This is a genomic window from Paenibacillus sp. J45TS6 (genome assembly GCF_018403285.1).
GTDB lineage: Bacteria > Bacillota > Bacilli > Paenibacillales > Paenibacillaceae > Paenibacillus.
Genome location: NZ_BOSJ01000004.1, coordinates 17989 through 44222, shown reverse-complemented (window position 1 = coordinate 44222; position 26234 = coordinate 17989). Strand labels below are relative to the sequence as shown.

Sequence of the window (26234 nt, the reverse complement as noted above, 5' to 3'; positions counted from 1 at the left end):
TAAAGATTACAAGTCGATGAATACACAGCTGAGGCTCGTTCATTCATTTTGAAAAGCCTCTCCTTTACGGTATTTATTAGGTGAGATCCCGATCACTCTTTTAAAAGCGGTACTAAAGTAATGCTGACTCTCATAACCGGTCTGTTCAGCAATCTCATGAATACTAAGCTCGGTACCGTTGAGAAGCTGAATGGCTTTGCGGATTCGAATCCCCGTCAACAAAGAAATAAAGGAATCCCCCAATTCTTTTTTTAGCATTCGGCTCAAATATACAGGCGAAACAGACAGCTCGCTTGCAGTCAACTCCAGGGTTAGTGCTTGGTCATGGAAATGTTCCTGCAAATAATGTCTGGCTCTGCGAACCAGCGGTGAGACGGATGCTTCCTGATAGATGTTATCCTTGATCCGCTGGTAAGCATGGGGAATGTCGAGTAATGTACCACCCGTATCTTCATAAGCAGTATGAACGGTAATCCCCAAGCTTCCTTTTGCTGCATCCTCTAATTTCATCAGAAGCTCAGGAGCAATCTGAATCCACGTAATGCCCACAATCAGGTCATCTGCGTATTTAAAGATCAGAGCACTGCCACTTCCAAGCAGCTCTTCGGTTATATTTTTTACCGCATACATATAGAGTTGTCGATCTCTTTCTGTTAACAAACCCCTCGTCGTGGGCATCTCCGGCCAGCGAATAACAAGAAGGTTGACAGGCTGCGTAGAAGGGAGGGCCAGCAGATGTAACTGTCTCATGATTTCCGCTTCGGTGAGCCTTCCTTGTATCCATTCCTGACCTAATTGTTCACGCAGGATCTCTCTTTTCTTCTTCAAATGCTCACTCGCTGCTTCCTGTTCTTCTCGTTGCTTCAGCTTCTCATCAAGTGACAATTTGATGCGGCGAAGCACTTTTTCCAGTTCGACCGGATCTACCGGTTTCAAAATATATTCATCTACGCCAAGCCCTATCGCTTTCTGGGCATAACCGAATTCATCGTATCCCGTAATGATTACACATCTTGAATCCATATTTTTCTCACGAAGCGATTGAATAAACGTAATGCCGTCCATAATGGGCATATTCATGTCAACGAGTATGATATCGGGTGCCTGCCGTTCCGTCATTTCAAGTGCTTCAGCACCGTCTTCGGCAAGCCCCATCACTTTCATCCCCAGTAAGCACCAGTCTATGGACTCGAAGATACCTTCACGAATGATGGGCTCGTCATCTGCAATCAGAACCTGATAAGGATGCTTCATCTCTCTTCTTCCTCCGTCACATGATCTAACATAACTTGCGGTTTCGTTACTATGGGATGTATTATCGTTACTTTTGTCCCTTCTCCTTGCGTGCTGTCTAATGTAATGCCATAAGATGGTCCAAATGTGAGCTGTATTCTGGCTTGTACATTGAGTAGACCATAGCTCCGGCCTGGCAGCTGTTCCTCATTGTGTGTCTCTAGTGTGACCAAAGGGTCATCCAGTTGCTTTCGTAACTGACGAAGCCGATCTTCATCCACCCCCGCTCCGTTATCCGATACCGTAATGATCAATGCTTCTTCTTGCTTCCTGACTTTAATCAAAATGGTACCTGCACCCCGTCTGGCCTTGATTCCATGGTATATCGCATTTTCTACCAACGGCTGCAGCATCAGCTTAACAACATAACAATGAAGCTCGTCTTCCTTGATATCCATGTGACACTCAACCCGGTCCCTGTAACGCGTTTTTTGAATTTGCAGATAGCTAGAGATGTGTTCTATCTCTTGGGATAAGGGAATCATATTGCTTCCTTTACTAAGCCCAATCCGGAACAATTTTGATAAAGACTGGATCATGACAGACACATCATCTGCTCCCTGCTTACGCGCCATCCAGTGAATCGTATCCAGCGTGTTATATAAAAAATGCGGTTTAATATGCGCCGTGAGACTCCGCAGCTCTGCCTCCTGCTTTTGTTTCTCCTTCTGCCGATTGATCACCATCAGCTTTTTAATCTCTTGAAGCATACGGTTAAAGCTGATCCCCAGCTGTCCAACCTCATCCCCCCTATTGCCTAAATAACGCAAGGTCATGTCTCCCTTTTCTGCTTTTTGCATCAAAGACATCAGATGATGGATAGGCCTTGAGATCGACTGAGACAGCACATAAGCCGCCGTTAAACCAAACATACAGACAATAAATAAGTAACAGACCACATAAAAATGAATTTCTCGGACGGCAAGTGCCGCATCTCCCGTATCAAATACCCCGATTGTTCGCCATCCCGTATAGGATGAGGTCTGATATTGAAATTGAAAGTTTTCGTTTCCAATTTGCTTGTTAAACGTTCCAGAAGAATTGTCGTCAAACCAGGAAGCATTAAAATGCCTAAGAACGGAATTCTCAGGTGCATAGATCTTTTCCCCTTCCTCATCCAGAATCATCAGATACCCATTTTTGCCTAGTGTAATATCTCGAACAATCCCCGATAGTGAACGCAGCTTTAGATCGATTAATATGACTCCCTTAATATCCTGTGTCTCCGAATCCACAAGGGCTCTGGCCACAGAGACGACTTCCTCAGGCGTATAATTGACATGCGTCGTTACACTTCGCTTACCAGGATGTCCGATAACCGTAAATATTCCCTTCTGCCCCACTGCTTGTTTGAACCACTCTTCTTCCGTCAGATCTGCATCGTTGTATGCATACATCTCATTACTCAGATAAGCTCCCTGCGAATTGACGACCATTATTCCAGCTATTTCTGGATATAATGTTGTGAAGCCCTGAAAGAAGCTACTCATATTTTCGGTTAACTGACGTGGATCTCTCTCATTTCTGGTTTCTTTGATAAACGTTTGGACATCCTCATCAAATTCAGCAAGATAGGTAATGCTTTGCAGATTATCAATCGATTTATCAAGGGATTGATTCACTTTTCCGATCAATTGGAGCGTGTTGTCTTCTACCTGCCTTTCTACAATTCGATCAACTGTAAAGTTTACGAGCACGCCAAGCCCAAGAGCAGGGACAATACCAATCAATAAAAATAGAATCGAAAGCTGATATCTTAGAGGCATTTGACTAAAGCGCAGCTGCTTCCATGAAGGTATGGCCTTCTTCTTACTTCGCATAATACTGCTCCACATTCTGCTTGTTCACGACATTAATCCCCGTATCAACCAGTACCGGAAGCGGAGATACTACATCGGTAGCGGAAGGTGCCGGAGTCGTCAGGTCGTGGTGCAGATGGAACAGGTATTGTAAAGACCAATACCCCATATTCCAGGTTCCTTGAGCAATGCTTGCTGTTATGGTCCCGTCCTGAATCATATCGAGCGTTCCTTTATTGGTGTCGAAACTTATAATTTGAACTCTACTCTTACCTGCTTCCATCCGCGCTTTAACCACTTCTCCAACGCCGACGCCCCCAGTTGCTTCCGTAATAAAAATCCCCGCAAGATTAGGATGTTTCCCCAGCAGTTCTTCCGTTTGTTGTCTTGAAACTTCGATGCGTCCTTTGCCATCCACCGTATCAACGACCTCAATATCCGGATAGGACTTTTTCATCGTCTCTGTAAATCCTTGGGTCCGTTCGATATGATTCTGTTGCCCAGGCAAGGTAATAACCGCAACTTCTCCTTGTCCGCCAATGAGCTCAGACATCTGTTTGGCAGCGGTCGCTCCCGCATTGTAATTGTTCGTGGCCAGCAGGGAGTATGCCTTGCTGTTTGGGGCACCTGCATCGAATAACACGACGGGAATTCCTTCATCCACCGCACGATTAATGACGGCTGTAAGGGCATGAGAATTCATAGCGGAGAGCGCAATCCCTGCTGGTTTTTTGGCAATAGCCTGCTCCAGTACGGTAATCTGTTCATGAATATCGTAATTGGTTGCTCCCCGGTATTCGATAGATACATTCATGGCATCAGCAGCATCCTCAAAACCTTTAAGTACGCTTTTCCAATATTCAAGCCCCGATTGAAAGGTGATCATGACATACCTCTCCGAGATCTCGCCTCTTAATCCCATACCTGCTGGATCTCCCTGTTTGTTATCTTCTGACATATATTGAAAGACATAAATTAGAAAGGCGAATATTAAAAGTCCATATACAAACAGCATCTTTTTCATTGTGATTTATGCCACCTCCTCATACCCAACCTTATTTTACCACCACCTTTGATTAAACGCTTTCATAAAATAATATAGAGAACTTTATCTCCTAGCAAACACGATTAAGAGGATGACCCCCGATTGTTATCAGAAGCCATCCTCTTACTAGTTAAGCAATATTATTATCTTTCACAAGTAATCTGGTTCATTAAACTTAAATAGATCAAGTTTTTGGAAATTCACTATTAGGAGCGAGAACTTGCTTGTCCACCCTTACGGCCAGCTTCTTCCCGGCTCATTTTTCCATCATTATTAGAGTTGCTGCGGGCTTCTCCACCCTTTTCACCAATCTCTTGGTAAAACTCTTTACCATGATTTTTGGATGTAGCTTCTCCACCTTTTTCGCCAATCTCTTGGTAGAATTCCTTATCATGATTTTTTGCTGTTGCTTCTCCACCCATACGTCCTGCTTCCTCGCGGCTCATCTTATCATTTCGATTGTTATTTGCCATTTGAAATCACTCCTTATGTTGGATTTGTTTACAGAAAGTAATCTTACCTCCCGCATGTCTATTAATTAACCGTCTCATAAATTATTAAACTCTTCCGATATAATATTCTCATAGATTTCTATCCTATAACTTCTATTCCGTTCAATGATCACGCAGTGTTTCTTCGTGGATCTCCTTGTTATGAGGGGCCAGTACGGCTTCAAAAGATTGGTATAGATCCATGAATTCAGGATCTTTGTTAATTAACTTATGACCTATCTCATATAACTCCTCTGAGGCATACGTCTGAACTTCAATGAATTTCCCCGGATCTTCTTCACTTTCCATATAAAAAAGTTCATAGTTCACATACCGTTTATACAGCTTGTCAGCTCGCTCCATTATTTTTTCATATTCTGCAATTCGGGTAAGGTTCACATGATAGATATACATTTTTACAAACATAATCCTGCCTCCTGAACTTTTTTAGGATCAGAGCAAAAAACGATAAAAACCCGACTTAAGATATTAAAATCTTGAAGACCGGGTTTTTCATTCATTACAGATGCAAAGCGTTATGCATACAGGATATGAGAACATGGATGAAAAAAAGAACACATCCGTTATTCATTATTCATTATTTTATGTATTACTATGAAGACCCTAAATATCTCGGCTCTCCTTTACTATAAAGTCTGGTTTTGTTACATACTCCATATACCTGACAGTCCCTTTGTATTCAAGGTACACTTCATACCGAGCACGGATCGCTCCCGATGTAATATAATCGAGAACCTTATCTTTCTTTACCCACTTCACTTCCGAAGTTTCATCCGAGGTGCGGAGTTCCCCGCCGACCGGCTTGCATATAAAATCAAACATGACCTTCGTCGGTACGTCTGTTATCCCATCATGCCACTTATATATCCCTGTATTGGAATATACGCCGATTAGCTGCATGACCTGAGTAGAAATTCCGCTCTCTTCTTCCACTTCTCTTCGTAGACCATCCATGAGATTCTCTCCAACCTCTACTTGTCCACCAGGAAAAACCCAACCGCCATGAAATGTCTTAACCAGTAAGATTTGTTCGTTCTCATCTTCGACAATTCCGCCTGCGGCCACAATATGTGTTGGCATCTGCAACAGAAGTATCCCCCTTATAATGAGATAATCTTTTCGTTTATGATAAAAACACTCACACGCCTGCTTCCCGCATACGTTCCAGAATACCCACAATTCGCAGCCCCGTAATATCCTCCACCCGGATTCCATACTTCTCCTGAATTTTGGCGATTTTCCGCTGGGCTTTTTCTTTTGTATCACAGAAATCATACAGCGTAGAATCATCCGATATGAACATGCCGTAATAATCCAATCCAAATATCTCTTTGAATAAAATAATGCCTTCTGGCTCTAAATAGTTAATCTGATCGACTGAAGTAAACACCATTCCTGATTTACTTCCTGGTCTAGGCAGATCATTCCCTTTTGCCTGATAATCCATAAAATTCTCTTGCAACGCCTTAAATGCTTCTTGCTTCGTATGTCCTTTTCCGCTCATCCAGTACCAGTTCATAATTCGAGCTTCCCAAGGAAACTGTTCCTCTCCCGTGTCTTGTCCAGATATCTGTCTATATTCGGTAGGATAGTCGTGAATGGACCAGCTTTTCTTAAAATAGGACGATACTAACTTGGACGCCGTCTTCCACGAACTCATCAGAAATTGTTGTCTCATTGCACAAGCACTCCCTATCTATAAATATAAACGTAGCTATCACACACGGTTTATCGTGTTCCGTCCTTACTCGCTATTATGCTCCGTTACCCCTATTATAACAAGACAAACCATGTTTACGAACATTTAACCCATCAAAAGATATCTCGTTTTTGTTACAATACGTGAAGGCACACTTCTCTATAGCTATAAACAAAGGTTTATTTACATAAAACATTAAATCGCAGGAGGAATATTATACCATGTCAAATACAGAGAAATCTCCACTCAAAATCATCCGTCCCAAACTGCCTCATCAGTTAAATACACTAGATCTCTCCAGTGCAATGATAGACGACCGAACAGAATGGATACAGTCGGTATGCGAAGAACAAGAAATATCCTATGTTACAGCTGAAAAAGTTCTTTTTGATCAAATGCAGTTTAGCCATGTTACTTTTAGCCAAGTATCCTTTCCAAGTGCCGAACTAACGGATGTGGTATTCACTCACTGTGACTTATCGAATGTGGATTTTAATGAGGCAGTTCTTCACCGGGTACGATTTGAACATTGCAAAATTATCGGGATGGACCTCACAGCTGCCACTCTTCGGAACATCGTATTTCAAGACTGCGCAGGTGATTATGCTACATTCCGATTCAGTAACATGAAACAGGTGTCTTTCGAAAACTGTTCTTTACTGAAGTCAGACTTCTATCATTCGGAATTTACAAAGGTAGAATTTGATCGTTGTATGTTAAACGAGTCACAGTTCTCTGGAGCAAGCCTTAAGGGAATTGATCTCAGTAATAATGAATTTTTTAACTTGGGTGCCACGCTTGAAGATCTTCAAGGTTGTATTATTTCTCCAGCGCAGGCTATTCTATTCACTAAGATTTTTGGACTTGTTATTAAAGAATGAGCTTACGTATTAAATGTTTTAAGTCAATTTATAACCACCTAAGGAAATTATCGGATGATATACTCTTCGTTATAATAACGAGAGAATTATAAGGAGAATTTTGTATGTTTGAAGCGATCGGAAAGTATAATACAGCTAAAATTTTCACATCACACCTGGAGGAAACGGCCTACGGCCAAGTGCTTGAACTATGTAATCAGAAAGCCTTTGGAGGAGCAAAAGTTCGTATCATGCCGGACTCCCATGCCGGAAAAGGTTGTGTTATCGGCTATACTCAACAATTAAAGGGCCGCGTCGTTCCTAATCTCATCGGTGTCGATATTGGATGTGGTATGGAGGTAACTTATCTTGGAAAAATAGAAATTGATTTTGCTCTACTTGATCATTTTATCAGGCACAAAGTTCCACATGGTCACTCCATCCATCAAAAGGTGATGCATAAACTGGAGAAACCTGCTCTCCAGAAACAGATCAAGCGAATCTCTAAGAAAACAGGGACAGACTATGAGAAACATCAGCGAAGCATTGGTTCTCTTGGCGGAGGCAACCATTTTATAGAGATTAATGTGGATTCGGAAGGGAACAAAATTCTGGTCATTCACTCGGGAAGCCGGAACTTGGGACTTCAAGTGGCAACTTACCATCAGAAAAAGGCAGAACGTTATTGCACAAGCCGGTTACAGGATCTTATGGAGCAGCGCGAAGAAGAAATTCGCTTATTACGTGCTTCTGGGGATGTAGACACTATCCCAGCTGTTATTCAAAAGTATGACGCGGAGCTGGAACTCTACAGAGTACCAAAACCGCTGATGTTTCTTGAAGGTGCAGGGGCTGATGAATATCTAGAGGATATGTATGCTGCACAAGAGTTTGCTTTGCTGAATCGTCAGGGCATGTCCAAAGCGATTGCTGAGTTTTTGCAGCTTGACTACAGGAACCTAGACAAATTCACTACCATTCATAACTATATTAATCCAGAAGATAAGATCATTCGAAAGGGTGCCATTTCAGCCAAAAAAGGTGAAAAAGTGATCATTCCAATCAATATGCGTGATGGTTCCATTATTGCGATTGGAAAAGGAAATCCGGATTGGAACTATTCTGCTCCCCATGGGGCCGGAAGACTCATGAGCCGCTCACGTGCGAAAGACCTCATTCATATGAATGATTTTAAGGATACAATGCGTGACGTGTGGACCTCTTCCGTGAGTACCAAAACGCTCGATGAAGCCCCTATGGCTTATAAACCAATTGAGGAGATTTTGGAGAATACGAAGGATGCGCTGGAGATTGTAGAGATTATTAAACCTTTATATAATTTTAAGGCGTAATTAAATGCCGGTAGACTGGACATTCATCAAAAAAATCCTTTGGACTAGAGTCCAAAGGATTTTTGTTTATTTTTTCAAGACCTTATTCAACATCATAATCCTTCACGAAGAAAAAGTCTATATTTTGGCAGGGAATTTATTTACAATGATGTTGCCGGCAAAAACTTAAATTGGAGTGTTGTTTAGTGAACTTTACATGCCATCTCGACCAGACTGATCTACAGGATTATCTGAAAAAAGTTTTTGGTACCGGTTATTTAGCTAGCAGTGTAACGAAAATGCATGGCGGTGCACAGAAAGTGGTCTATAAGATTAAGTGCAGTAATGGATTCATCTGCGTTTTGTATGAATGGGATTTATCCATGAATTATTTTAAAGAAGATATAGAAAATGGTGATATTCATCAATATTCTTATGGTAGTCATCTCTTTGAATTAAATAACAAGTATTTGATACAACATGGAATTAAGACCCCCACTCTTTATGATCTAAATACAGAAAAAACGCGTTACCCATTTGATTATGCGCTTGTTGAATATGTGGACGGACAAACGGCAGAATCTTATTTTAAGCATTCCGATTCACGAGTTCAGGATAAAGTGTTTGAGCGGCTGGGGGATATGCTGGATCGTATGCATGCTAACGAAAGGCATTATTTTGGAAAAGCGGATCAGAGTGAGATCGGTACCGAGAACTGCCATTACGAGCAAATGGAAAATGCCAAAGTACAGTTATCATATGCTTCACAATATATGAAGGACATTCAGGTCAAACAAAACAAATTACTCGAGATTTTGTATGAACTTGAATCAAGAATTAAATCAAGAACGCAGTATGGGTTCATTCACGGGGAATTAGGCCCAAACCATGTGCTTGTGAATGACAAGCTGGAACCCTTTTTGATCGACATTGAGGGGGCAATGTTCTTTGATATCGAGCATGAACATAGTTTTTTAGAAATACGATTTGGGGATTTCTACCGATATCTAAAGAACGATAAGCTTGATCCTGATCGGATGTTATTCTACCGTTTCCACCATCATATATCCTTACTATCGGGTGGTTTGAAACTGCTTCATAGAGGATTTCCAGATGAGCAGTTTGCGAAGGATTTGGCTAATTACCATGCCGCGTGTGCATTACAATTTATAGAGGGTTACGATATACAATAACGTGACTATAACCACCTTCGTCCTAGCATGGCGGCTGAAAGAGAAGCCATCATAAGAAAGATTTTTGAGAAAACAGGAGAAACATTCTTAATTGAACAACGCTGATAAAGATAAATATCCTAGGTATTAGCACTAAAGCCTCTCGTCCTTTGGACGAGAGGCTTTTTGATTATAAATGCCAGAAGTCTTTTTACTCTTGTCTACTAGAAGCAGATAATACCACTATGGCGAATTTCCCTCTCATTAGGTAAGCTCCACCCGATCTCCGGCTGATCTCGGTGAAGAAATAACGAGAAACTCGGCATCTTCCTCCGTACGATTGAAGATTTGGTGCGGAGTTCCCGCTTGAACTTCCATTCCTTCCTGTTGTGAGAGGCTGTAGGTAACTCCATCCACCTCTAATTCTACTGCGCCAGAGAGAATGAAGAAAAATTGTCTTGCTAGCTCATGGTAATGACTTGATTCACATGTACTAGGAGGCATCTTTTCATGGATGATGCTTAAACTCGAATCATTCACAAGCTTCCAACCATCACAGCCTGCTCCCCAAATATAATGTTCGGATGTTTCTTTATTTCTTATCATGATGTTATCACCTATCATTCCTCCAGTAATTCTACAATCATGGATGCTAGATTCTCATAAAACGGCTCCATTTCATTTGACTTATGATTGTAGTAGTAGATCGTTTCGCTCATCTGATTTTGTTCACCTACAACATAGCACAGAAGATCACCTGTTCCATCTTCAGCGATCGCAATATAACGCTCTGGGAAATCACTCAAATCTATCAATTCGTTATTTCGGATAATATCATCGGATGTTTTAGCGAGCCGCTGGTTGTCTTTTATAGGATAGAGAATCCATTCATCAATTTCAGCTTGATTCACCAGCTGTACGAGCTCTTTATATTGCGTAGGAAATAAAGCTTGAAGTTTTGTCTCTGTGTAAGCAATATCCGAAAGGGACACTCCCGGTTTCCTTGTAGGGATGCGTTCACGTAATTCATGCATTATTCTTTCACCTCTTAATTTTTAAAATAGGACAGGTTACGGATGATATAGTTACATCCTGATAACAGGGTTACGAAGGTAGCTGCAACTAAAAGTGCCTGATCGACAGGGAAAGTCGTAAACATACTGAACGGAAAGTTATGTAAAAGTACAGCCGTAATGGCGATTACCTGCAGGACCATTTTTATTTTACCAAACTGATCTGCCGCAAGAGTAATCCCTCTCCCAGAAGCAGCCATTCTTAAAGCAGTAATCGCGAATTCTCGGCCGATAATAATGACAGCCATCCATCCGGGAACCATGCCTGCTTCTGCCATCATAATTAGGGCAGCAGAGATAAGCAACTTATCTGCCAATGGGTCAAGCAGCTTACCCAAGTTCGTAATTTGATTATATTTTCGAGCCACATAACCATCAAGCTTATCTGTCCCCGCAGCAAGAACAAAGAGGAATACAGTCAAGACATAGCTCATTGTATTCCAGATCGGTGCTTGTTCCGAACTTGCGACATTGGAATAAAAATAAAAACAGAGCATAAACAAAGGAATCATTGTGATTCTAATGATGGTAATCCGATTGGCGAGGTTCATTGCTCTTGCCTCCTTTTCATCAGTTTATCTTACAATTTATGGATAATCCACGTTTTTATTGTTCATTTATGAAAATACAAAAAGGCCCTTGCTAAAAGCAAGGGCTTATCGTATGTAGCTCAATCTACTTTATTTATATAATGTAATTAACCTAACCGCCAGTTACTGTTGTATAGTTACCAAAGTAATTCATTAAGAATGCGGCTATGATAAGAACCACTGCGATTATACCGATAATCGTCATATTTTTCTTGCGATTTGTCGGGCGCTCTCTATTATCTGCCATGTTTGCTCTCTCCCTTTATATTTCGTTGTTGTTAACTAATTAAACGTATAGAGGATTTTATAAACGATAGATTAAAATATCCCAAAATCCGTTTGATTCAGATATAATGGAAAATAATGAAATCTGGCTTTGTTTTCATCTATCTTTTGAAAGGAGTGCTCGGTATCAGAACCATTGTTATCAGTGATTTACATGGGTGTTATGACGAATTTAACGCCTTACTCCACAAAGTAAAATATCAGCCCGAGCAAGATCAGCTTATACTTTTAGGAGATTACGTGGATCGTGGCCCACGCAGTAAAGAGGTCGTAGACCAAGTCATGACACTTCACCGTGATCATGGGGTCATTGTTCTCAAAGGCAATCATGATCAACTGTTTCTCGATGCTATTTTAAAGGATGAAGATGCACGGTGGATTAGAAATGGTGCTCGTCAAACGTTAGCCAGTTACTGTGATTTATCCTGCTCTCCTGAAGAGCTGAATCAGGAAACTTATGAACAAGCAAAAGCTTTTATTAAAACACATTTTTCCCACCATCTAGAATTCCTTACTTCTTTGCCTTTATATTATGAAAACGCTACCCATCTCTTTGTACACGCAGGCATCAATCCTTTTTATGCCGACTTTAAAGAGCAACCCGAAGATGATTTTATTTGGATTAGAGAGATGTTTCATGATCAGGCTACGAATCTCGACAAAATCGTTGTCTTCGGACATACGCCTACCGTCCATTTACACGAGCGGGCTGATATTTGGTTTCAGAAAGATAAAATCGGTATTGATGGAGCCTGTGCTTATGGAAAACAATTAAATGCATTAGAAATTAGAGAAGATGGCAGCTACCATGCTCATTCAATCCCTGCAGGGACCGTAGCGGTCAGCAGTAAAACGACTACATAAATAAGGAATTGAAATTAGTATATAAGCTCTTGGAAATGAGTAACATGCGAAAATAGCCCTTCTCCTTCTCACCTTCTGTTATAAAGAATTCATATTCGGGTATTAATCTAATAATACAAGTGTACATAGAATTCAAATTCAGGAGGTGTCATATCAAATGGAAGAAACCAGATCATTTCCAAAAGAAGAAGGATTGGATAATACGCTAAACGTTCTCAAAGAAGGTTACTTATATATCACAAACCGCGCGATTGGATTTCAATCCAACCTGTTTGAGACACGGTTGCTTGGGGAAAAAGCGATCTGCATGCGCGGGGAAGAAGCTGCTCAGCTTTTTTATGACAATGAGAAATTTGTTAGAGAGGGTGCAGCTCCCAAGCGAGTATTGAAAACGCTTTTTGGTGAGAACGGAGTGCAAACCTTAGATGGAGAAGAACACCATCACCGGAAAGCGATGTTTATGTCCCTTATGTCTCGTGAAGGTCTTCAGAAAATAAGAGAGATTACGAGCAAACATTGGGGTCTTGCCGTGGGCCGCTGGGAAACCAAAAAAGAAATCGAAATCTATGAGGAATCACAGGAGCTTCTGTGCCGTATTGCCTGTGAATGGGCAGGTGTCCCTCTAGCAATCGATGAAGTGAAGGAAAAAAGTGAGTGGCTCGGTGCCATGATAGAAGCAACTGCTGCGATAGGCGTAGCGCATATGAAGGGTAAACGAGCACGTTCCAAAGCAGAGAAATGGATAACAGCTCTTGTGGAAGAAGTACGCGAAGGCAAGATTCATCCAGCAGAAGATACAGCGCTCTACACCTTCTCTTGGCATCGTGACCTAACGGGAGAGCTGCTTGATCCGGAGACGGCATCCGTTGAAGTTCTTAATATCATTCGGCCCATTGTAGCAGTCTCCATCTATATTACTTTTACGGCCTTAGCTGTTATTCAGCAACCGGAAGAACGTGAAAAACTAGCCTCCGGCGATGAAACTTACTTACAAAACTTTGTTCAGGAAGTCCGACGTTTTTATCCATTCTTCCCTTTTAGCGGAGCAAGAGTGAAGGAAGATTTCACATGGCAAGGCTATGAATTTAAGAAGGGTGAACTTACACTACTCGATCTGTATGGTACCAATCACCATCCTGATTTGTGGGATCAGCCGGAGCAGTTTAGACCGGATCGTTTTAAAGACTGGAGAGGAACCCCGTTTAATTTCATCCCGCAAGGCGGCGGTGATTACGATACAGGGCATCGCTGTGCTGGGGAGTTTATTACGATTGAGATTATGAAGGAAAGCCTCGACTACCTTGCTAATAAAATGAGTTATGAGATCCCAGAACAAGACTTCAGTTATAGCTTTAACGACATACCGTCACTGCCTCACAGCAACATTGTGCTTAAAAATGTAAGATCGAAGTAAGATTTGTTTAATTTAGCTGCAAGAATAGTGTCATTACAAAGGGGAATCAGAATTCATTCTGACTCCCCTTTTTTTTGATTTTTTACTGTGGTTATTTACTAATTCGAATCAGTGTCTTTTGGCAATAATTCTTCCGTTAAAATTCTTTTACTCTGCTTAAATAGGGAGTTTCTAATACGATCCCTTCTGCATCCATGACCAAATACTTGGGAAAATCCTTAATACCAAGTACCTTGGCCCATCTCTTATAAGGTTCTATGTCTTGATTCCAAAATTGAATTTTATTAATGGTATCTAGAAAAATAGGATGAGAGTTATGAAAGATATTTAATTCATTTGTTTCCGTCATGGGCAAGCTATCTTGGTAAAAAAAATGGACAGCATACTTTTCTTGTCCGGAAGGTTCTAAATATTTCATAACATCTTGTCTACTTGGGCCCCCACAACCTGAGATAAAGAATATGCAGGTAATCGCGGATAGAATAAAGAAACTACGCTTTGAAAATAAGTTCATACATGTCCTCATTTCTAATACTCTCTAGTTATATGTAAAGCTCTAATTAACATCTCACGAAAGACGAGTTCCTACTTATTTTCAGAAGATGCCTCTTTTTCTGAATAATGATCTACCTTTACTTGTCTACGTATGCTCAGATCCACCACTTCTTTATGAATCTTTCCCATTTCGTCATCCCATATAATTTCAGCAAAAGTAGACTCATAGGTGCCCTCATCCTTATTTAACTCGTCATAAGAATACTCGTGAACGTTAGTACCGAGATTTTTTGCATTTTCTATAATATTAAGAGGGTTATCTACTGTTCTGCTACTGCTGACTAGATGATACTCTCGCGAAAAAACTCCCTCTCTCTTGTCCCTCATTCATTTCGTAAAAACTAATTTCAAAATTACGTGTTTGAGCCAAATCGCTTGGATCTCCTGTGTAAGTAAGCTCTGCATTACCTCTTAGGATTTGTCCATTGCTAATTAGGATCATATAGTCCTGGACTTCCCACCGTTCTCCAACGCCATTCATTAAATACAGTTCTGTCTTTTCTAGGGGAATAGACTGGGCTGAGGTAAGAATCTCTGATTCCTCCTTGTTTCCTGAGTTACCAGATAGGATAAGGAAGACACCGATCACTACAAGCAACACACCAGCGCCTATTTTTAGTTTGCGAGCCGCTTGTATCCTCATTCCTCTTGTTCCTTTCTAGACCTCCATACTGCACCGCCGCAAGGTGTAAACCCACATTCTTTATAAAAGGACTCATGCTGCTTGCTGTAATTGACAGTCACAATCGAAATTCCGCAATCTTCCGCTGCCTGTAGCAATGACTGAACAAGCGATTTCCCTATCCCCTTGCCCTGCTCTTCTGGATCAACCATCACATCCTCCATGTATCCATGTTCAAAAGCTTCACCCGGTCCGGTAATATAACCAAAGGCGACCAATCTTCCTTGTTCATTTCGGGCAGTTGCCCATAGCAGGCAATGATCTAGTAGAGCAGGATAATCTTCCTCCCTTCTCCCCCAGCCCACTTTACCTCTGAGTTCAGGAACTTCGTGTCTTTTTAGTACTTCATTAATCTGAATCGGATACAAAACTGTCAACGCTATCACCTCGTCTCTACAGTCACAATTGACATCCCATAATAAATCAAACATAGACACTCTTTTAATATTTGTTATATAATCCCAATAAAATATTTACTAATATTAGCATCGTTGTATTCATGAATAGTAAAGGAGTTTTACCCATGATCATGATCGTCTTGCTTTGTATTGCCCTGTTATTCTGTGTCTTGCTCATTTTCCGAATGGGAAGCCAGAATTATTTGAAGTATTTTTCTTTACTCGTGTTTTTCACTTCTACAATCCTTTCTTTACAAGCCGGTCATTGGAGAGATCCACTTACCATCGTTCAAATCATCTCGATGCTTAGTTATTTCTACGCTGTGGCTGTCCAGAAAGAAAGTGAAAATTAAGAATAGGGTCAGAAGTTAATGAAGTTAACCAGTTAAGAAAGAAGGAAGAGAATTACATTATGCGTAGCAGTTCCCCAATCTGATTGATGGTGTGCAGTGGTTTTGCCTTGTTCGCCTCACACCAAGGCTGGTTAACCCTCATCCAGATCGTATGCATTCCCAGCGTGTGCGCCCCCTCCACATCATTAATCGGATGATCTCCAATAAATAAACATTCCTCAGGTTTTACGTTTAGCCGCTCTAATGCCACTTGAAAAATACGTGGGTCCGGTTTCTTGCATCCCGCCTCCTCGGACACCACAATCACATCAAATTGTTCTCTTAACCCGAGATGATCAATTTTGCCATACTGGACCGCATTCCTGCCATTCGTAATGATCCCTGTCTTATACTTTTCTTTCGCGTAAGCAATGACTTCTTCTGCCTGTTCCATAAGGACAGCACTTATTACGTAGTTCTCAGCATAGTATTTCATCAGATCATCTACGAGCGGTTTATTTTGTTCGTTGTTCCAAGGGAATTCGCTCAGCAGTTCTGCGAATAGCACAGGCTTATTTTTATATCCATCCTCATCACGCTCAATCATTTGCTCAAGCCATAGATCCGTTGATTCGATATGCCTAAAATATTGCTTCATAAACCCTTCTGCAAACTTTCGAAAGGTCGTCGTTCGATCCAGCAACGTATTGTCTAGGTCAAAAATAACCGCTTTAATATGTTCCATCTGAGCATTCCCCCTACGAATTTTCACTTATGTATTGAGACCTTTCCTGACGTTACCCTTCCTTACGGTGTACTGAATTCACGCTCGAATAGTAACTGAATTTGACCTGTAAAAAGCTCGTTTGTTTCATAATAAACATCTTCTATGGATTGCGGACTAAACCAAAGTTTTCTATCTTCACCTTCGTAGAATCCGATTACATACATCCCGCCGACACTTCCCTCCTGATTCTCTTCTGGAATGAGTACCACATCGTTTAAACCTCCAATCCATAGACGGATCTCACCCGGATCATCCAGCCATTTTGTTCTACCCGTTGTTCCATCAAGCAGTTCTACTCTGTCCACCTTTGTTATATCACCTGGATAGATCTCGGATAATGTTGTCCCCTGAAGAGCTGGACGAGAAGAAGTACAGCCTTGTAAAAACACAGCACATAGGAAACATACGAATAAAAGTAGAAAACCACCTGATCTCCGCATTCTGTCCTTCCTTCTCACGCTCAACCTCCTACCTATTTGTCCTTATAGCTGGAGAATTACATTCAGCCCTTCAAGGTGATCCTAAGCTTGCTCCTGCTGTTCATTTACCTCATTCTCCGATTTCAAAAATGGCTGATACATCATCAGCGCATGATTCTCTGTAATATACTGATCATCAATCAGTTCCTCCTGCTGATTCCATACTCGCCGGTATAGCAGGTTATGTCTCATATGTCCGCCCCAGTGTTCCTGAGTAATCCGATGCTCCTTCTCATACACTTCATAGGTCAGCTCCTGTGGAACTACACTATTCCATGAACCGATTAGAAATTCATCTGTGATTTGTAGAGTAAGCTGGTACGGCCGGTCAGTAGGATTGGTAATTCTCAAATCGAGATAGTTATAGGCGCAGGTTGCTCCACTTCCAAATGGCTGACTTCGGCCTGAGTCAGGGAACACATCATAGCTATGTCGATGCCTCTCCGTTATCTGCATAGGGGTATGTAAGGTAATCCAGTAGAGGAGATTCGACAACTGACACAAGCCGCCCCCAATTCCGGGTTTAAAGCCACCATAGAACAAAACCATTCCTTCCACATATCCCTTTCTGCGGTTTGGATTGCCGATTAGCTTCCAATAAGAAAATGTTTCCCCAGGCTGAATGATAATCCCATTCAAACGTTTCATTGCAATTTTTAAATTGATGATCTTGTTATGTTGCAGCCACATATCTACATCCTTTAACTTTCTCAACAGCGGAGTCTTATGGGATGCAACTTTATATGGCAATACGGTGCTGCTTTGTTTTTGAGCGAACCGAGTTCCTCCAAAATACCACTCTACATATCGTCTACTACGATAATATGCCGTTCCGAGCTTAATACGGAGTTTAGACCTTTTGATCGGCTTCATGGTATCTTCCCCCTATCCTTATTTTCTTTCAAAAAAAGTCCCGAGTAGCCCTACCGTTCTGATCTCATATACTAATTCGTTATGATCCATATCGTAATATTCCATATCTTTTATTGTGAAAAACAAAGCATTTCGGGTATGTCCTGTTTCATACATTCGTTCCCCATCTTTAACAAAAGTCTTTCCATCAAAATAATTATACTCTTCGAGTGTAATTCCATATTCTCGCTCCAGCCAACCATGGTACCTACCTTCAGTCGGATTGAGCAGCACAAAGACTAACATGATCATACCGAGCGCAAGTAACCACTTTTTAAGAGTACTCCGCTGGAGATTAGAACCATTTATCACGATGAAAATCCTCTCCATAACCTGTTATTACGAGCTGTAAGGTTATAAGTAAAGGACGGAGCATAGGACGGTTTTGTTACCTCCCTGTTAAAAAAACCAACTGCTCTATATGTTGCAGTCGGTTTTGCAGTGGAATCTTTTGCTGATTATCTTCGTACTACCTCTGTACCGGCAATGAGATCATGAATGGAGCGTTTGTCTTCCCGAGTTATAACAAAATAGCCACTAACGATCTGAACAATTCCGAGTGTGACAGCGTACACGAAAGATCCTACAAAAAATCGGAGTAACATGTTCTTTACGGTTGGAGGTGATTTATCCAGTACTCTTCGAATTTGGATACCACATAGATACTTGCCTACAGTAAACCCATTCCAAAACACAGGCAGCAGCAAAAAGTATAGCATTAATAGCACTTCTGTTGCTGTATTACCTATCAAACCGATAAATGTATTCATTAGTATGCCGATAACAAATGAATCTAAGATATACGCTCCCAAACGTCTCCAAAATCCCGCAGGTTTACCTGCTACCACACTCATGACACTCACTCTCCGCTCTATTTTGTTTTCTCTTTTATGATTAGCTCATATGTAATAACAACAATAGAGTGGGCGTAGTTACTTCTTCAATGATAAAAAACGTGATTTCTTAGAGGCCTGCTTTACTCGCTGCACTTTCCTGCCTTATACGTACGAAGGACCTTGAACTGCTCGCCATCCCAGGAGGCCAGAAGTACATCCGCTGGTGCTCCAACCTCAATTCCACGTGCTGAAGATAAGCCCATCATGGAAGAGGGAATTACAGAAGCTATATCCCAGGCACGTTCTAAACGGCAGATCCCGCTTCTAGTAAGATGTTCGATCCCTCTAGTCAGCAGCTGTGCAGAGCCAGCAAGCAGTTCGGGGGACTCGGCTAGATGGAGTCTGCCTTCCGGAGTAAGGACCACTTTGCCCCCAACAGGTGTATCGTAATACCCTGGCGGCATTCCGCAGAGGGCAACGGCATCACTTACGAGCAGCGCCTGATCTCCTTTTACCTTCAGGGCTACTTTAAGCACTTCCTCTGGGAGATGAAACCCATCCGCAATGAGACAACATGATAACTCATCTGCTGCAAGCTGTGCCCATAGGACATTCGGATGACGAGGAAGCTCTGCTTGTATACCATTACCAAAATGGGTTGACATCGATGCTCCAGCAGCAACCGCAGCCTTGATCTGAGAGGATGACGCAGAGGTATGACCAATGGAGACGGTAATTCCTGCGGCTACACATTGACGGATAAAAACCTCTGCATTCTCCCATTCTGGTGAGAGTGTAATTAGCTTAATTCTGCCTTCTGCAGCTTGTTGCCACTGCGTAAATTCCTCAAAGTCCGGCTTTCTCACCCACTTCAAAGCATGCGCTCCCCTTGCACCATCTTTCGGTGAGATATAAGGGCCTTCTACATGAATTCCGGATATCATGCTTGCCACTTCTAGATCCTCCGCGCAGGCGGCAGCTATAGTGCGAAGGGCTCGCTCAATATGTTCTGAGCTCTCTGTAATCAGCGTTGGATAATAGGACGTCACGCCTTGCTGCAGCAGTAACCTTGTTACCGACTTTACCGTTTCCGAAGTTAGATGCCGATGATTGAAGTCGTAGCCTTGGAATCCATTGATCTGAAGATCAACGAGTCCCGGGCCAATCAGAGGAAGCCCCTCCTTGATCTCATGAAGATCACAGCTTCTCTCATTACGTTTAGCTGGAGTGCTAGATAAGACTTTGATTTCACTGATCTTTCCATCTTTACAGATGAGTTTGATTCTCTCCCCTGTCCTGTAGTGAATTCCTTCCACAGCAGCATCGTTATATTCACTCATAGGCCCAGATCAATCCTTTCCAAGACCCAGCTCAGCATCATATGACGCCTCATCTAGGAACAAAATCGCTCCTTGATGCGTTCGCAGTATAGAAGCGGGGCAACTTGGTTCTATAGGTCCCGTTAAGGTTGCTGTAACGGCTGCCCGTTTGAGCGGGCCTGGAACCATACAGTAGATATATTTTCCGGATAATAGCGCTGGAATGGTCAGAGTTAACGCATGGGTTGGAACTTGATCCAGACTCGCAAAACATCCATCATTCACCTGTTGTTCTCGGCATGCCTCATCCAGCTCTACACGTTTCATCCAGACGGGATCAGAAAAATCTGCAACTGGCGGATCGTTGAAAGCGATATGCCCATTTTCTCCAATCCCCATACAGACAATATCTACTGGAGAGGCAGTCAACAGTTTCGTATACCGATTGCACTCTTCCTCTGCATCCTTAGATGGATTAATATAATGAACATTCCCAAGCGGAACACGATCAAACAAACCACGCTTCAAAAATAGACCAAACCGCTGTGAAGCGGACTCTGGCAATCCTACATATTCATCCATATGAAAGGCATCAACCCGTTTCCAGTCGATTCCCTCCGCTTTTCCGAGGGCATCCAAAAACTCATTTTGAGACGGAGCTGCAGCAAAAATCATCCGGATTCGTTCCTGCTTTTGAAGCAGAGTTCTCATCTGATCTGCCACAAGAACAGCTGCAGTAAGTCCCATCTGTTTGCGGTCTGCATACACCTGTACCTTAAGGCTGTCACGAAAAAAAGTCATGCTTGATGTGGTTTGTTCCATCGTTCATTCCTCCTTTGGAATTGTCCCTATCTCAAACTCTGTTTTTATCGATCTATTTACTTTATGACTGCATAATTACGTAAATGACGAGGTTCTTTGTTTTCTCATTCGTGACCGGGATACGACTATCCTGTATAAAATCACAAAAAAAGACCAAAAGCTTTATATCGCTCTTGGCCCTTCTTTATTAAGATATTTTCTTATGAGTATATTGTTCGAGTTGATGTACAAATGCCTGCTCTTGTTCATCATCCGCAAAAGCACGTTTAGGAATATTGATCGCCTGAACACTATTGACGAAAATATAAATATAATCCTTATCTGATTTAATAGCTTCGATCTCTTTCCAGGAATACTCTAGATTATTATATTCGGTGGTTTCGTACATGCCTTCCCCATTAAGTTCAATAGCATGTTTACCGACTGTTCCAGCGTTTGTTTTTACAAGTCTCATGACCTTGCGTTTGATCGAGAAAATCATATAAAACGCAGATAATGCACTCACTAGGATTCCGATAATAATAGAATATGCCCAAGAATAGTCTAACACGAAACGAAGCATTGCAATGATAATGATCGGCAGGCTGATGAATGTGAGCATCAGCAGGTTTCGGTATTTCGGAATATGGAACATGACAAACTTGTTCATATTCCAGTAATCCTCTTTTGTTAAATCAATCGTAATTTTCATGAATACGGTGTATCCCTCTCTTTTCCTATAAAAATATTCGTCGATCCTGTTCATATCATACGGTACATTGCAGACCTAAACCACCGTTTTATTCTAATTCATTGCTAGAGCATATCTCACAAATAAAAAGATCACCCAAAAGGAACAAAGACTAACGATTACGGTGTAAAGAATAACCCGGTAAGTATCAAGCCTGCCATGCCTCACAGTAAGCCTCAGGTCATCATCCCAACTGGTATAACCCTTTCTAGTTAATCTTCTGTATCCAATCACACCCGCAATCAGCTGCAAGATTCCAATACCCATCCCCATGCCCCGGTACCATACCATACGTGCACGGACAAAAGCTTCATATCTGCCGATTGGACTTCCATCTGCGTGAACAACTTGAATATGAAGCAGTTTCTTGCCTGGTGTTGTTTTAAAAATATTCATATAGCATCCTTCAAGCACAATCCACACGACAAGCATCAAAAAATCGACGGTCGCAGAACTGTATTCCATTAGCCGTATAAGACTTGGTTCATCGATCACTGCCCATAGAGATAAAAAAAGAGCAGCGTGAACCACATAATCAAACATTCTAGCAAAATATCTTCTCCACGGAATCGGTGTTGTTACATCCATCGTGCAAAATCCTCCTATATGTTCATTCTTGCTGTATGTATCATTCTTGAAGTGTGTATTATCACGCTGTGACCTGTACTCTACTTTTCTTTTCTCTACTTTTCTCCTCTTCTTTGCTCAAGTAATTCTTTGATATCTCTAAGCTCTTGCAGCATTTCCTCGTTGTATTTACTTTGTTTTGAATTATCCATTCCGAACTTTACGCAAAATACGCCGATCAAAAATGAAAGAACCGATGTAATAACAAACATTATAGTTATGAATCTCCTTGTACTTATAATAGAGCAGTCTACGCTGCTTACTTACCATAAAGCATCTTCGTTAACGAATCGCCTACATCCTCTGTCGAACTCGCTGGACCATAGATGTACCCATCATGAAGCTGATAACGAATGTTTACTTCACTTGATTTCATCCATACCTGATCCAGATCTTTGGAAATATGAATAAAACCAAGCGTAAGCCGACTTCCATCCTCACTATAGTAAGGAATCGCATATTCATATTGATTTTCGTCTAGGTCGACAGTAAAGTGATACGTCAAATCTTGGTCTACCTTAATTTCTCCTGTAATCCGGTGCTTACCCGATAATCTTTTGTATTTTTCCCCATCCAGTATTACCCTTGTCTTTTTCTCAAATGTTGTATCTGGAGAATAGATCACTGCCTCTATATTGTGATGGAAAGGCAAATCCCGATGATAATAAAGTGTAGCAACAATACAACTAATTACAGCTGCACTGATCCATAAATAAATCCTTTTCTTTTTATGACTTATCATTATCACTGCTTCATCTCCGGTTCCAGTTCAAATACTCGCTCTACATAAGCAAGCAAAATCGCCTCATTGGAATGACCATCTTCTGATAAAATCGTGTATAACCAAGAATATAAAACCATAATCGCAGGTAACAGGCTTACACTAAGGAAAAACATTTCAGAAATAAACGGAGGGCCCATGATTAAATTTATACATGAAAAAAGAAACATCGTGTATATAAGAGCAAAAGGATCTGTCCATCCTTTATATAGACGAAAACGAACGTGAGTTTTTCCATCTTTTACAGAAATCCGGCCTACCGCCTTATTACGAACGATTCTTCTCCTATTGTGTTCCCCATCGTTATACGAAATGCTAAAAATGCCGAATTTCGTCCATCCACGAAAGGATTCGTTATAAAAATCAAAGCGAATAAAATCAATATTTTCTTTTATAAAGGACAGGCATTCTTTTCGGGGGAGCTTTGTTATATACCTTCTCTTCTTCATTAATGAATTCTCCCCATTCATTTCAATTGGCGATAGGTTTATTTTCCATTTATTATATCGTTTTATGATTCCACATCTATAATTAATATTCAACCTTTTTATGTATTAACCAGTTATATACTGTAAAATAGAATCTTGTCTTGAATAAGAGTTAATGAAGTCTAGTAGATGGAGCGATGGTAATGTACAACATGATCCTACAAATTATATTTTTATTTATCCCGTTTTTGATTTTATTCGCACTGGGAATTGAAGTTTATTTCAAAAATCCTCCCAGTACATTAAATCGCCTAAGTATGTTATTACTGTTTTCACTCAGTTTATTTTTTCTTGGAGGATTCTGGGCAAAAACATTGCCAATTGCATCTGGATTATACGTAACGATGTATGTGAAATACATCAGCGCTTTTGTAACGATGACACTCGGGCTCTATCTCTATAGCTTGGTTAGTAAAATACGAATAAAACCGTTATTCCGACATTTGATTTGTTTAGTCCCATCGATTGGTATCATTCCCATTTTAACGAATCCCCCTGAAGCTATTGTGTTAAGTACACAAAGTGTATTTTGGCGTTCTGAACAGTTGGATTTCTACATGGTGATCATGATCATGGGGATTGCAGGGTATAATTTTTTGATGTTGTTTCTCTTTTTATGGATTGGCAATCGGCAGCGAAGGGATAAGAACTGGTCACAAAAAGAATACCTTCGTATGCATAGAATCAAACGAGGGCTCGTCCTCAGTCTATTGTGGGCTGCCTTTTGGGCAGTGTTTTCCTTATTTAAAAATTCATTTGGCCCTGAGACTCTTTTTAGAGTACTCCCTTATGAAATAATGCCCGCGTATTGTATATTGATCTGGGCTTATTATATTCGTTCTGCCATGATTCACTATGACTTTCTCGCTTCACCTAATCGTCGGTTCGAAGTTCTGTTTTCTTTATCAAGACAAGGGATTGCACTTGTAAACGACTTAGGATTCGCTGTAGAAATAAATGACTCTTTTCGGAAATCGCTTGGAATTTCAAATACAATTCCAGAAGAAGGAATTGATCTAATCTCTCTGATTCCTGAAGAAGAGCAACAAATGATCAAAGAATTATATAAAGAAAAATTTGGCACGATGACACCGATTCATATGGAACAGAAAATCAATACTTTTGTACACGAAACAAAGATCGTGGAAATTGACACCGCCTATTTGGAAATTGATGATCAGATTTTTTGCTATCTGGTTACACGTGACATCACTACAACAAAGAATGCAGAGGCAAAACTGCAAAAACTGGCTTATGAGGATAATTTAACAGGACTCGGAAATCGGCTTCATTTTATAGAAAATTTAGAGCAGGCACTTCAAAATTCTAATTTAGAAGATCAGCAGACAGCTGTCATTATGATAGACCTCGATCAGTTTAAATGGATCAATGATACGCTTGGCCATTCAGCTGGAGATTTTTTATTACAGCATGTTGCAGGCCAAATTCGCGAGAGTATGCCCTCCTCTGCAGTCGTTTCCCGGCTAGGTGGAGATGAGTTCGCTATAACCGTGCCTGTGAGCTATAGTGAGGAGGCCATTCGTTATGCTAATGAACTTTTATCTTCTCTACAGCAGCCCGTTCATATCTTTGGAAAACCATACACCGTTACGGCATCAATTGGAATCAGTATAGCGCCTGAGCATGGCAGAACCATTGAAGCATTGTATAGCAGTGCAGACACTGCTATGTACGCTGCAAAACAAGCAGGACGTAACCAATATTATTCCTATACTCCTAACTTAAAAGCCATGGCCGAACGTAATTTAACAATCGTGAATGGACTCAGCACCGCTCTTGCCAAAAATGAATTCACACTATATTATCAGCCGCAGATCGATACTCGTACAAATCGTATTGTTGGATTAGAGGCTTTAATTCGATGGAATTCACCAGAACTAGGATTCGTGTCCCCCGCTCAATTCATACCGATCGCCGAGGATACAGGAATGATAAAATCCATGGGTGATTGGGTTCTGAATGCCGCCTTTAAACAAACGAAGCAGTTGGTGGATGAGGGGTATGCTGATATCTTGGTTTCTGTTAATTTATCTGCGCATCAGCTCAGAGAACCTTTATTTGCAGAACGAATTGCAGAGCTACTGCAGCAACATGATCTTTCTCCGCGAAATGTATGTCTTGAAATCACGGAAAGAACGGCGATATTCGATTCGAAAAAATCACTAGAAATCTGTCGTGCTCTGGTGGAGCTGGGTGTATCACTGTCCATTGATGATTTCGGTACGGGATTCTCTTCCCTAAGTATGTTGAATCGTTTTCCATTCACGTATATCAAAATTGACCGTTCTCTCATTCAAGACATTGCAATGAACGTGAATGAAGCAAAGGTTGTACAGACAATTATTGAATTAGCAGATCGACTTGGTATGAAAGTTATCGCTGAGGGTGTAGAAACGGAGCAACAATTATTCTTGCTCTGTAAACTAGGATGTCATGAAGTTCAAGGCTATCTTAGAGGGCGCCCTATGCCAACAGAACAACTTAAGGTTTTTTTAGCAGATGATAAGCATTAAAAGAAGGGATCCCAT

Annotated in this window: 32 protein-coding genes and 2 pseudogenes; 8 read left to right on the top strand and 26 right to left on the bottom strand. The window is 41.1% G+C overall.

Going from position 1 to position 26234, the window contains the following annotated elements:
• Positions 1–39: 39 nt before the first annotated feature.
• From KJS58_RS07425 to KJS58_RS07395, 7 genes and pseudogenes are all read right to left on the bottom strand, one after another.
• Positions 40–1254, bottom strand: coding sequence for a response regulator (locus tag KJS58_RS07425; protein WP_213531921.1), 1215 nt, complete (start codon positions 1252–1254; stop codon positions 40–42).
• Complete coding sequence (locus tag KJS58_RS07420; protein WP_213531919.1) at positions 1251–3113, bottom strand: cache domain-containing sensor histidine kinase; 1863 nt, start codon at positions 3111–3113, stop codon at positions 1251–1253. The genes KJS58_RS07425 and KJS58_RS07420 overlap by 4 nt, the downstream gene beginning before the upstream one ends.
• Positions 3103–4116, bottom strand: coding sequence for a substrate-binding domain-containing protein (locus KJS58_RS07415; RefSeq protein WP_213531918.1), 1014 nt, complete (start codon positions 4114–4116; stop codon positions 3103–3105). Before KJS58_RS07415 ends, KJS58_RS07420 begins: the two co-directional genes overlap by 11 nt.
• A 230-nt stretch (positions 4117–4346) precedes the next feature.
• Positions 4347–4610 (bottom strand): annotated as a pseudogene (locus KJS58_RS07410) (KGG domain-containing protein); the annotation flags it as partial.
• Positions 4611–4751: 141 nt separating this feature from the next.
• Entirely contained in the window at positions 4752–5054 is a 303-nt protein-coding gene (locus KJS58_RS07405; protein ID WP_213531914.1) for a hypothetical protein, read from the bottom strand.
• A gap of 198 nt (positions 5055–5252) precedes the next feature.
• Entirely contained in the window at positions 5253–5735 is a 483-nt protein-coding gene (locus KJS58_RS07400) for an NUDIX hydrolase (RefSeq protein ID WP_213531912.1), read from the bottom strand.
• A 52-nt stretch (positions 5736–5787) separates the two neighbouring features.
• Positions 5788–6327, bottom strand: coding sequence for a hypothetical protein (locus KJS58_RS07395; protein ID WP_213531910.1), 540 nt, complete (start codon positions 6325–6327; stop codon positions 5788–5790).
• A gap of 242 nt (positions 6328–6569) precedes the next feature.
• On the opposite strand from KJS58_RS07395, the gene KJS58_RS07390 reads away from it, so the two are divergent.
• The 4 genes and pseudogenes from KJS58_RS07390 to KJS58_RS25755 all read left to right on the top strand — a co-directional run.
• Entirely contained in the window at positions 6570–7229 is a 660-nt protein-coding gene (locus KJS58_RS07390) for a pentapeptide repeat-containing protein (RefSeq protein ID WP_213531908.1), read from the top strand.
• 104 nt (positions 7230–7333) lie between these two features.
• Entirely contained in the window at positions 7334–8560 is a 1227-nt protein-coding gene (locus KJS58_RS07385; RefSeq protein ID WP_213531906.1) for an RtcB family protein, read from the top strand.
• A 230-nt stretch (positions 8561–8790) separates the two neighbouring features.
• On the top strand, positions 8791–9732 hold the full coding sequence (locus KJS58_RS07380) for an aminoglycoside phosphotransferase family protein (protein ID WP_213532228.1): 942 nt from the start codon (positions 8791–8793) through the stop codon (positions 9730–9732).
• Between the two features lie 12 nt (positions 9733–9744).
• Positions 9745–9837, top strand: a pseudogene (locus KJS58_RS25755) (hypothetical protein); the annotation flags it as partial.
• A 138-nt stretch (positions 9838–9975) separates the two neighbouring features.
• Here KJS58_RS25755 and KJS58_RS07375 read toward each other — a convergent pair.
• The 4 genes from KJS58_RS07375 to KJS58_RS25615 all read right to left on the bottom strand — a co-directional run bounded on the left by KJS58_RS07375 (position 9976) and on the right by KJS58_RS25615 (position 11621).
• Positions 9976–10317, bottom strand: coding sequence for a cupin domain-containing protein (locus KJS58_RS07375; protein WP_213531904.1), 342 nt, complete (start codon positions 10315–10317; stop codon positions 9976–9978).
• A 14-nt stretch (positions 10318–10331) separates the two neighbouring features.
• Entirely contained in the window at positions 10332–10745 is a 414-nt protein-coding gene (locus KJS58_RS07370; protein ID WP_213531902.1) for an SMI1/KNR4 family protein, read from the bottom strand.
• Between the two features lie 14 nt (positions 10746–10759).
• The gene (gene pgsA, locus KJS58_RS07365) at positions 10760–11335 is read right to left on the bottom strand and encodes a CDP-diacylglycerol--glycerol-3-phosphate 3-phosphatidyltransferase (RefSeq protein WP_213531901.1); all 576 of its coding nucleotides are present in this window, start codon (positions 11333–11335) and stop codon (positions 10760–10762) included.
• A gap of 151 nt (positions 11336–11486) precedes the next feature.
• The gene (locus KJS58_RS25615) at positions 11487–11621 is read right to left on the bottom strand and encodes a hypothetical protein (RefSeq protein ID WP_283771253.1); all 135 of its coding nucleotides are present in this window, start codon (positions 11619–11621) and stop codon (positions 11487–11489) included.
• 116 nt (positions 11622–11737) lie between these two features.
• Between KJS58_RS25615 and KJS58_RS07360 the strand changes: the two genes are divergently transcribed.
• Together KJS58_RS07360 and cypC are read left to right on the top strand one after the other, a co-directional pair.
• Positions 11738–12523, top strand: a complete 786-nt coding sequence (locus KJS58_RS07360) for a metallophosphoesterase family protein (protein ID WP_213531898.1) — start codon at positions 11738–11740, stop codon at positions 12521–12523.
• 157 nt (positions 12524–12680) lie between these two features.
• Complete coding sequence (gene cypC / locus KJS58_RS07355; RefSeq protein ID WP_213531896.1) at positions 12681–13937, top strand: CYP152 family fatty-acid peroxygenase CypC; 1257 nt, start codon at positions 12681–12683, stop codon at positions 13935–13937.
• Positions 13938–14073: 136 nt separating this feature from the next.
• On the opposite strand, the gene KJS58_RS07350 is transcribed toward cypC, so the two are convergent.
• The 3 genes from KJS58_RS07350 to KJS58_RS07340 all read right to left on the bottom strand — a co-directional run bounded on the left by KJS58_RS07350 (position 14074) and on the right by KJS58_RS07340 (position 15551).
• Entirely contained in the window at positions 14074–14355 is a 282-nt protein-coding gene (locus KJS58_RS07350; RefSeq protein WP_213531894.1) for a hypothetical protein, read from the bottom strand.
• A 408-nt stretch (positions 14356–14763) separates the two neighbouring features.
• A complete protein-coding gene (locus KJS58_RS07345) occupies positions 14764–15135 on the bottom strand; it encodes a hypothetical protein (protein WP_213531892.1) in 372 nt (123 codons plus the stop codon).
• Complete coding sequence (locus KJS58_RS07340) at positions 15132–15551, bottom strand: GNAT family N-acetyltransferase (RefSeq protein ID WP_249717014.1); 420 nt, start codon at positions 15549–15551, stop codon at positions 15132–15134. The genes KJS58_RS07345 and KJS58_RS07340 overlap by 4 nt, the downstream gene beginning before the upstream one ends.
• A gap of 146 nt (positions 15552–15697) precedes the next feature.
• On the opposite strand from KJS58_RS07340, the gene KJS58_RS07335 reads away from it, so the two are divergent.
• Complete coding sequence (locus KJS58_RS07335; protein ID WP_213531888.1) at positions 15698–15925, top strand: hypothetical protein; 228 nt, start codon at positions 15698–15700, stop codon at positions 15923–15925.
• Positions 15926–15977: 52 nt separating this feature from the next.
• On the opposite strand, the gene KJS58_RS07330 is transcribed toward KJS58_RS07335, so the two are convergent.
• The 12 genes from KJS58_RS07330 to KJS58_RS07275 form a co-directional block, all read right to left on the bottom strand.
• The gene (locus KJS58_RS07330) at positions 15978–16649 is read right to left on the bottom strand and encodes an HAD family hydrolase (protein ID WP_213531886.1); all 672 of its coding nucleotides are present in this window, start codon (positions 16647–16649) and stop codon (positions 15978–15980) included.
• Positions 16650–16711: 62 nt separating this feature from the next.
• Complete coding sequence (locus KJS58_RS07325; protein WP_213531884.1) at positions 16712–17149, bottom strand: hypothetical protein; 438 nt, start codon at positions 17147–17149, stop codon at positions 16712–16714.
• Positions 17150–17212: 63 nt separating this feature from the next.
• On the bottom strand, positions 17213–18043 hold the full coding sequence (locus tag KJS58_RS07320) for a VanW family protein (protein ID WP_213531882.1): 831 nt from the start codon (positions 18041–18043) through the stop codon (positions 17213–17215).
• Positions 18044–18061: 18 nt separating this feature from the next.
• Positions 18062–18394: a hypothetical protein gene (locus KJS58_RS07315; RefSeq protein WP_213531880.1), complete on the bottom strand. Its 333-nt coding sequence runs from the start codon at positions 18392–18394 to the stop codon at positions 18062–18064.
• A 146-nt stretch (positions 18395–18540) separates the two neighbouring features.
• On the bottom strand, positions 18541–18936 hold the full coding sequence (locus KJS58_RS07310) for an RDD family protein (protein WP_213531878.1): 396 nt from the start codon (positions 18934–18936) through the stop codon (positions 18541–18543).
• Positions 18937–19058: 122 nt separating this feature from the next.
• Entirely contained in the window at positions 19059–20258 is a 1200-nt protein-coding gene (locus tag KJS58_RS07305; RefSeq protein WP_213531876.1) for an N-acetylglucosamine-6-phosphate deacetylase, read from the bottom strand.
• A gap of 9 nt (positions 20259–20267) precedes the next feature.
• Entirely contained in the window at positions 20268–21059 is a 792-nt protein-coding gene (locus KJS58_RS07300) for a glucosamine-6-phosphate deaminase (RefSeq protein ID WP_213531874.1), read from the bottom strand.
• 187 nt (positions 21060–21246) lie between these two features.
• Positions 21247–21750, bottom strand: a complete 504-nt coding sequence (locus tag KJS58_RS07295) for a YcxB family protein (protein ID WP_213531873.1) — start codon at positions 21748–21750, stop codon at positions 21247–21249.
• Positions 21751–21843: 93 nt separating this feature from the next.
• Entirely contained in the window at positions 21844–22377 is a 534-nt protein-coding gene (locus tag KJS58_RS07290; protein ID WP_213531871.1) for an RDD family protein, read from the bottom strand.
• A 95-nt stretch (positions 22378–22472) separates the two neighbouring features.
• Positions 22473–22628, bottom strand: a complete 156-nt coding sequence (locus tag KJS58_RS07285; protein ID WP_213531869.1) for a hypothetical protein — start codon at positions 22626–22628, stop codon at positions 22473–22475.
• Between the two features lie 47 nt (positions 22629–22675).
• On the bottom strand, positions 22676–23158 hold the full coding sequence (locus KJS58_RS07280; RefSeq protein ID WP_213531867.1) for a hypothetical protein: 483 nt from the start codon (positions 23156–23158) through the stop codon (positions 22676–22678).
• Positions 23159–23160: 2 nt separating this feature from the next.
• Entirely contained in the window at positions 23161–23646 is a 486-nt protein-coding gene (locus KJS58_RS07275) for a hypothetical protein (protein WP_213531865.1), read from the bottom strand.
• Between the two features lie 182 nt (positions 23647–23828).
• On the opposite strand from KJS58_RS07275, the gene KJS58_RS07270 reads away from it, so the two are divergent.
• Positions 23829–26219, top strand: coding sequence for a putative bifunctional diguanylate cyclase/phosphodiesterase (locus KJS58_RS07270; RefSeq protein WP_213531863.1), 2391 nt, complete (start codon positions 23829–23831; stop codon positions 26217–26219).
• Positions 26220–26234 lie beyond the last annotated feature (15 nt).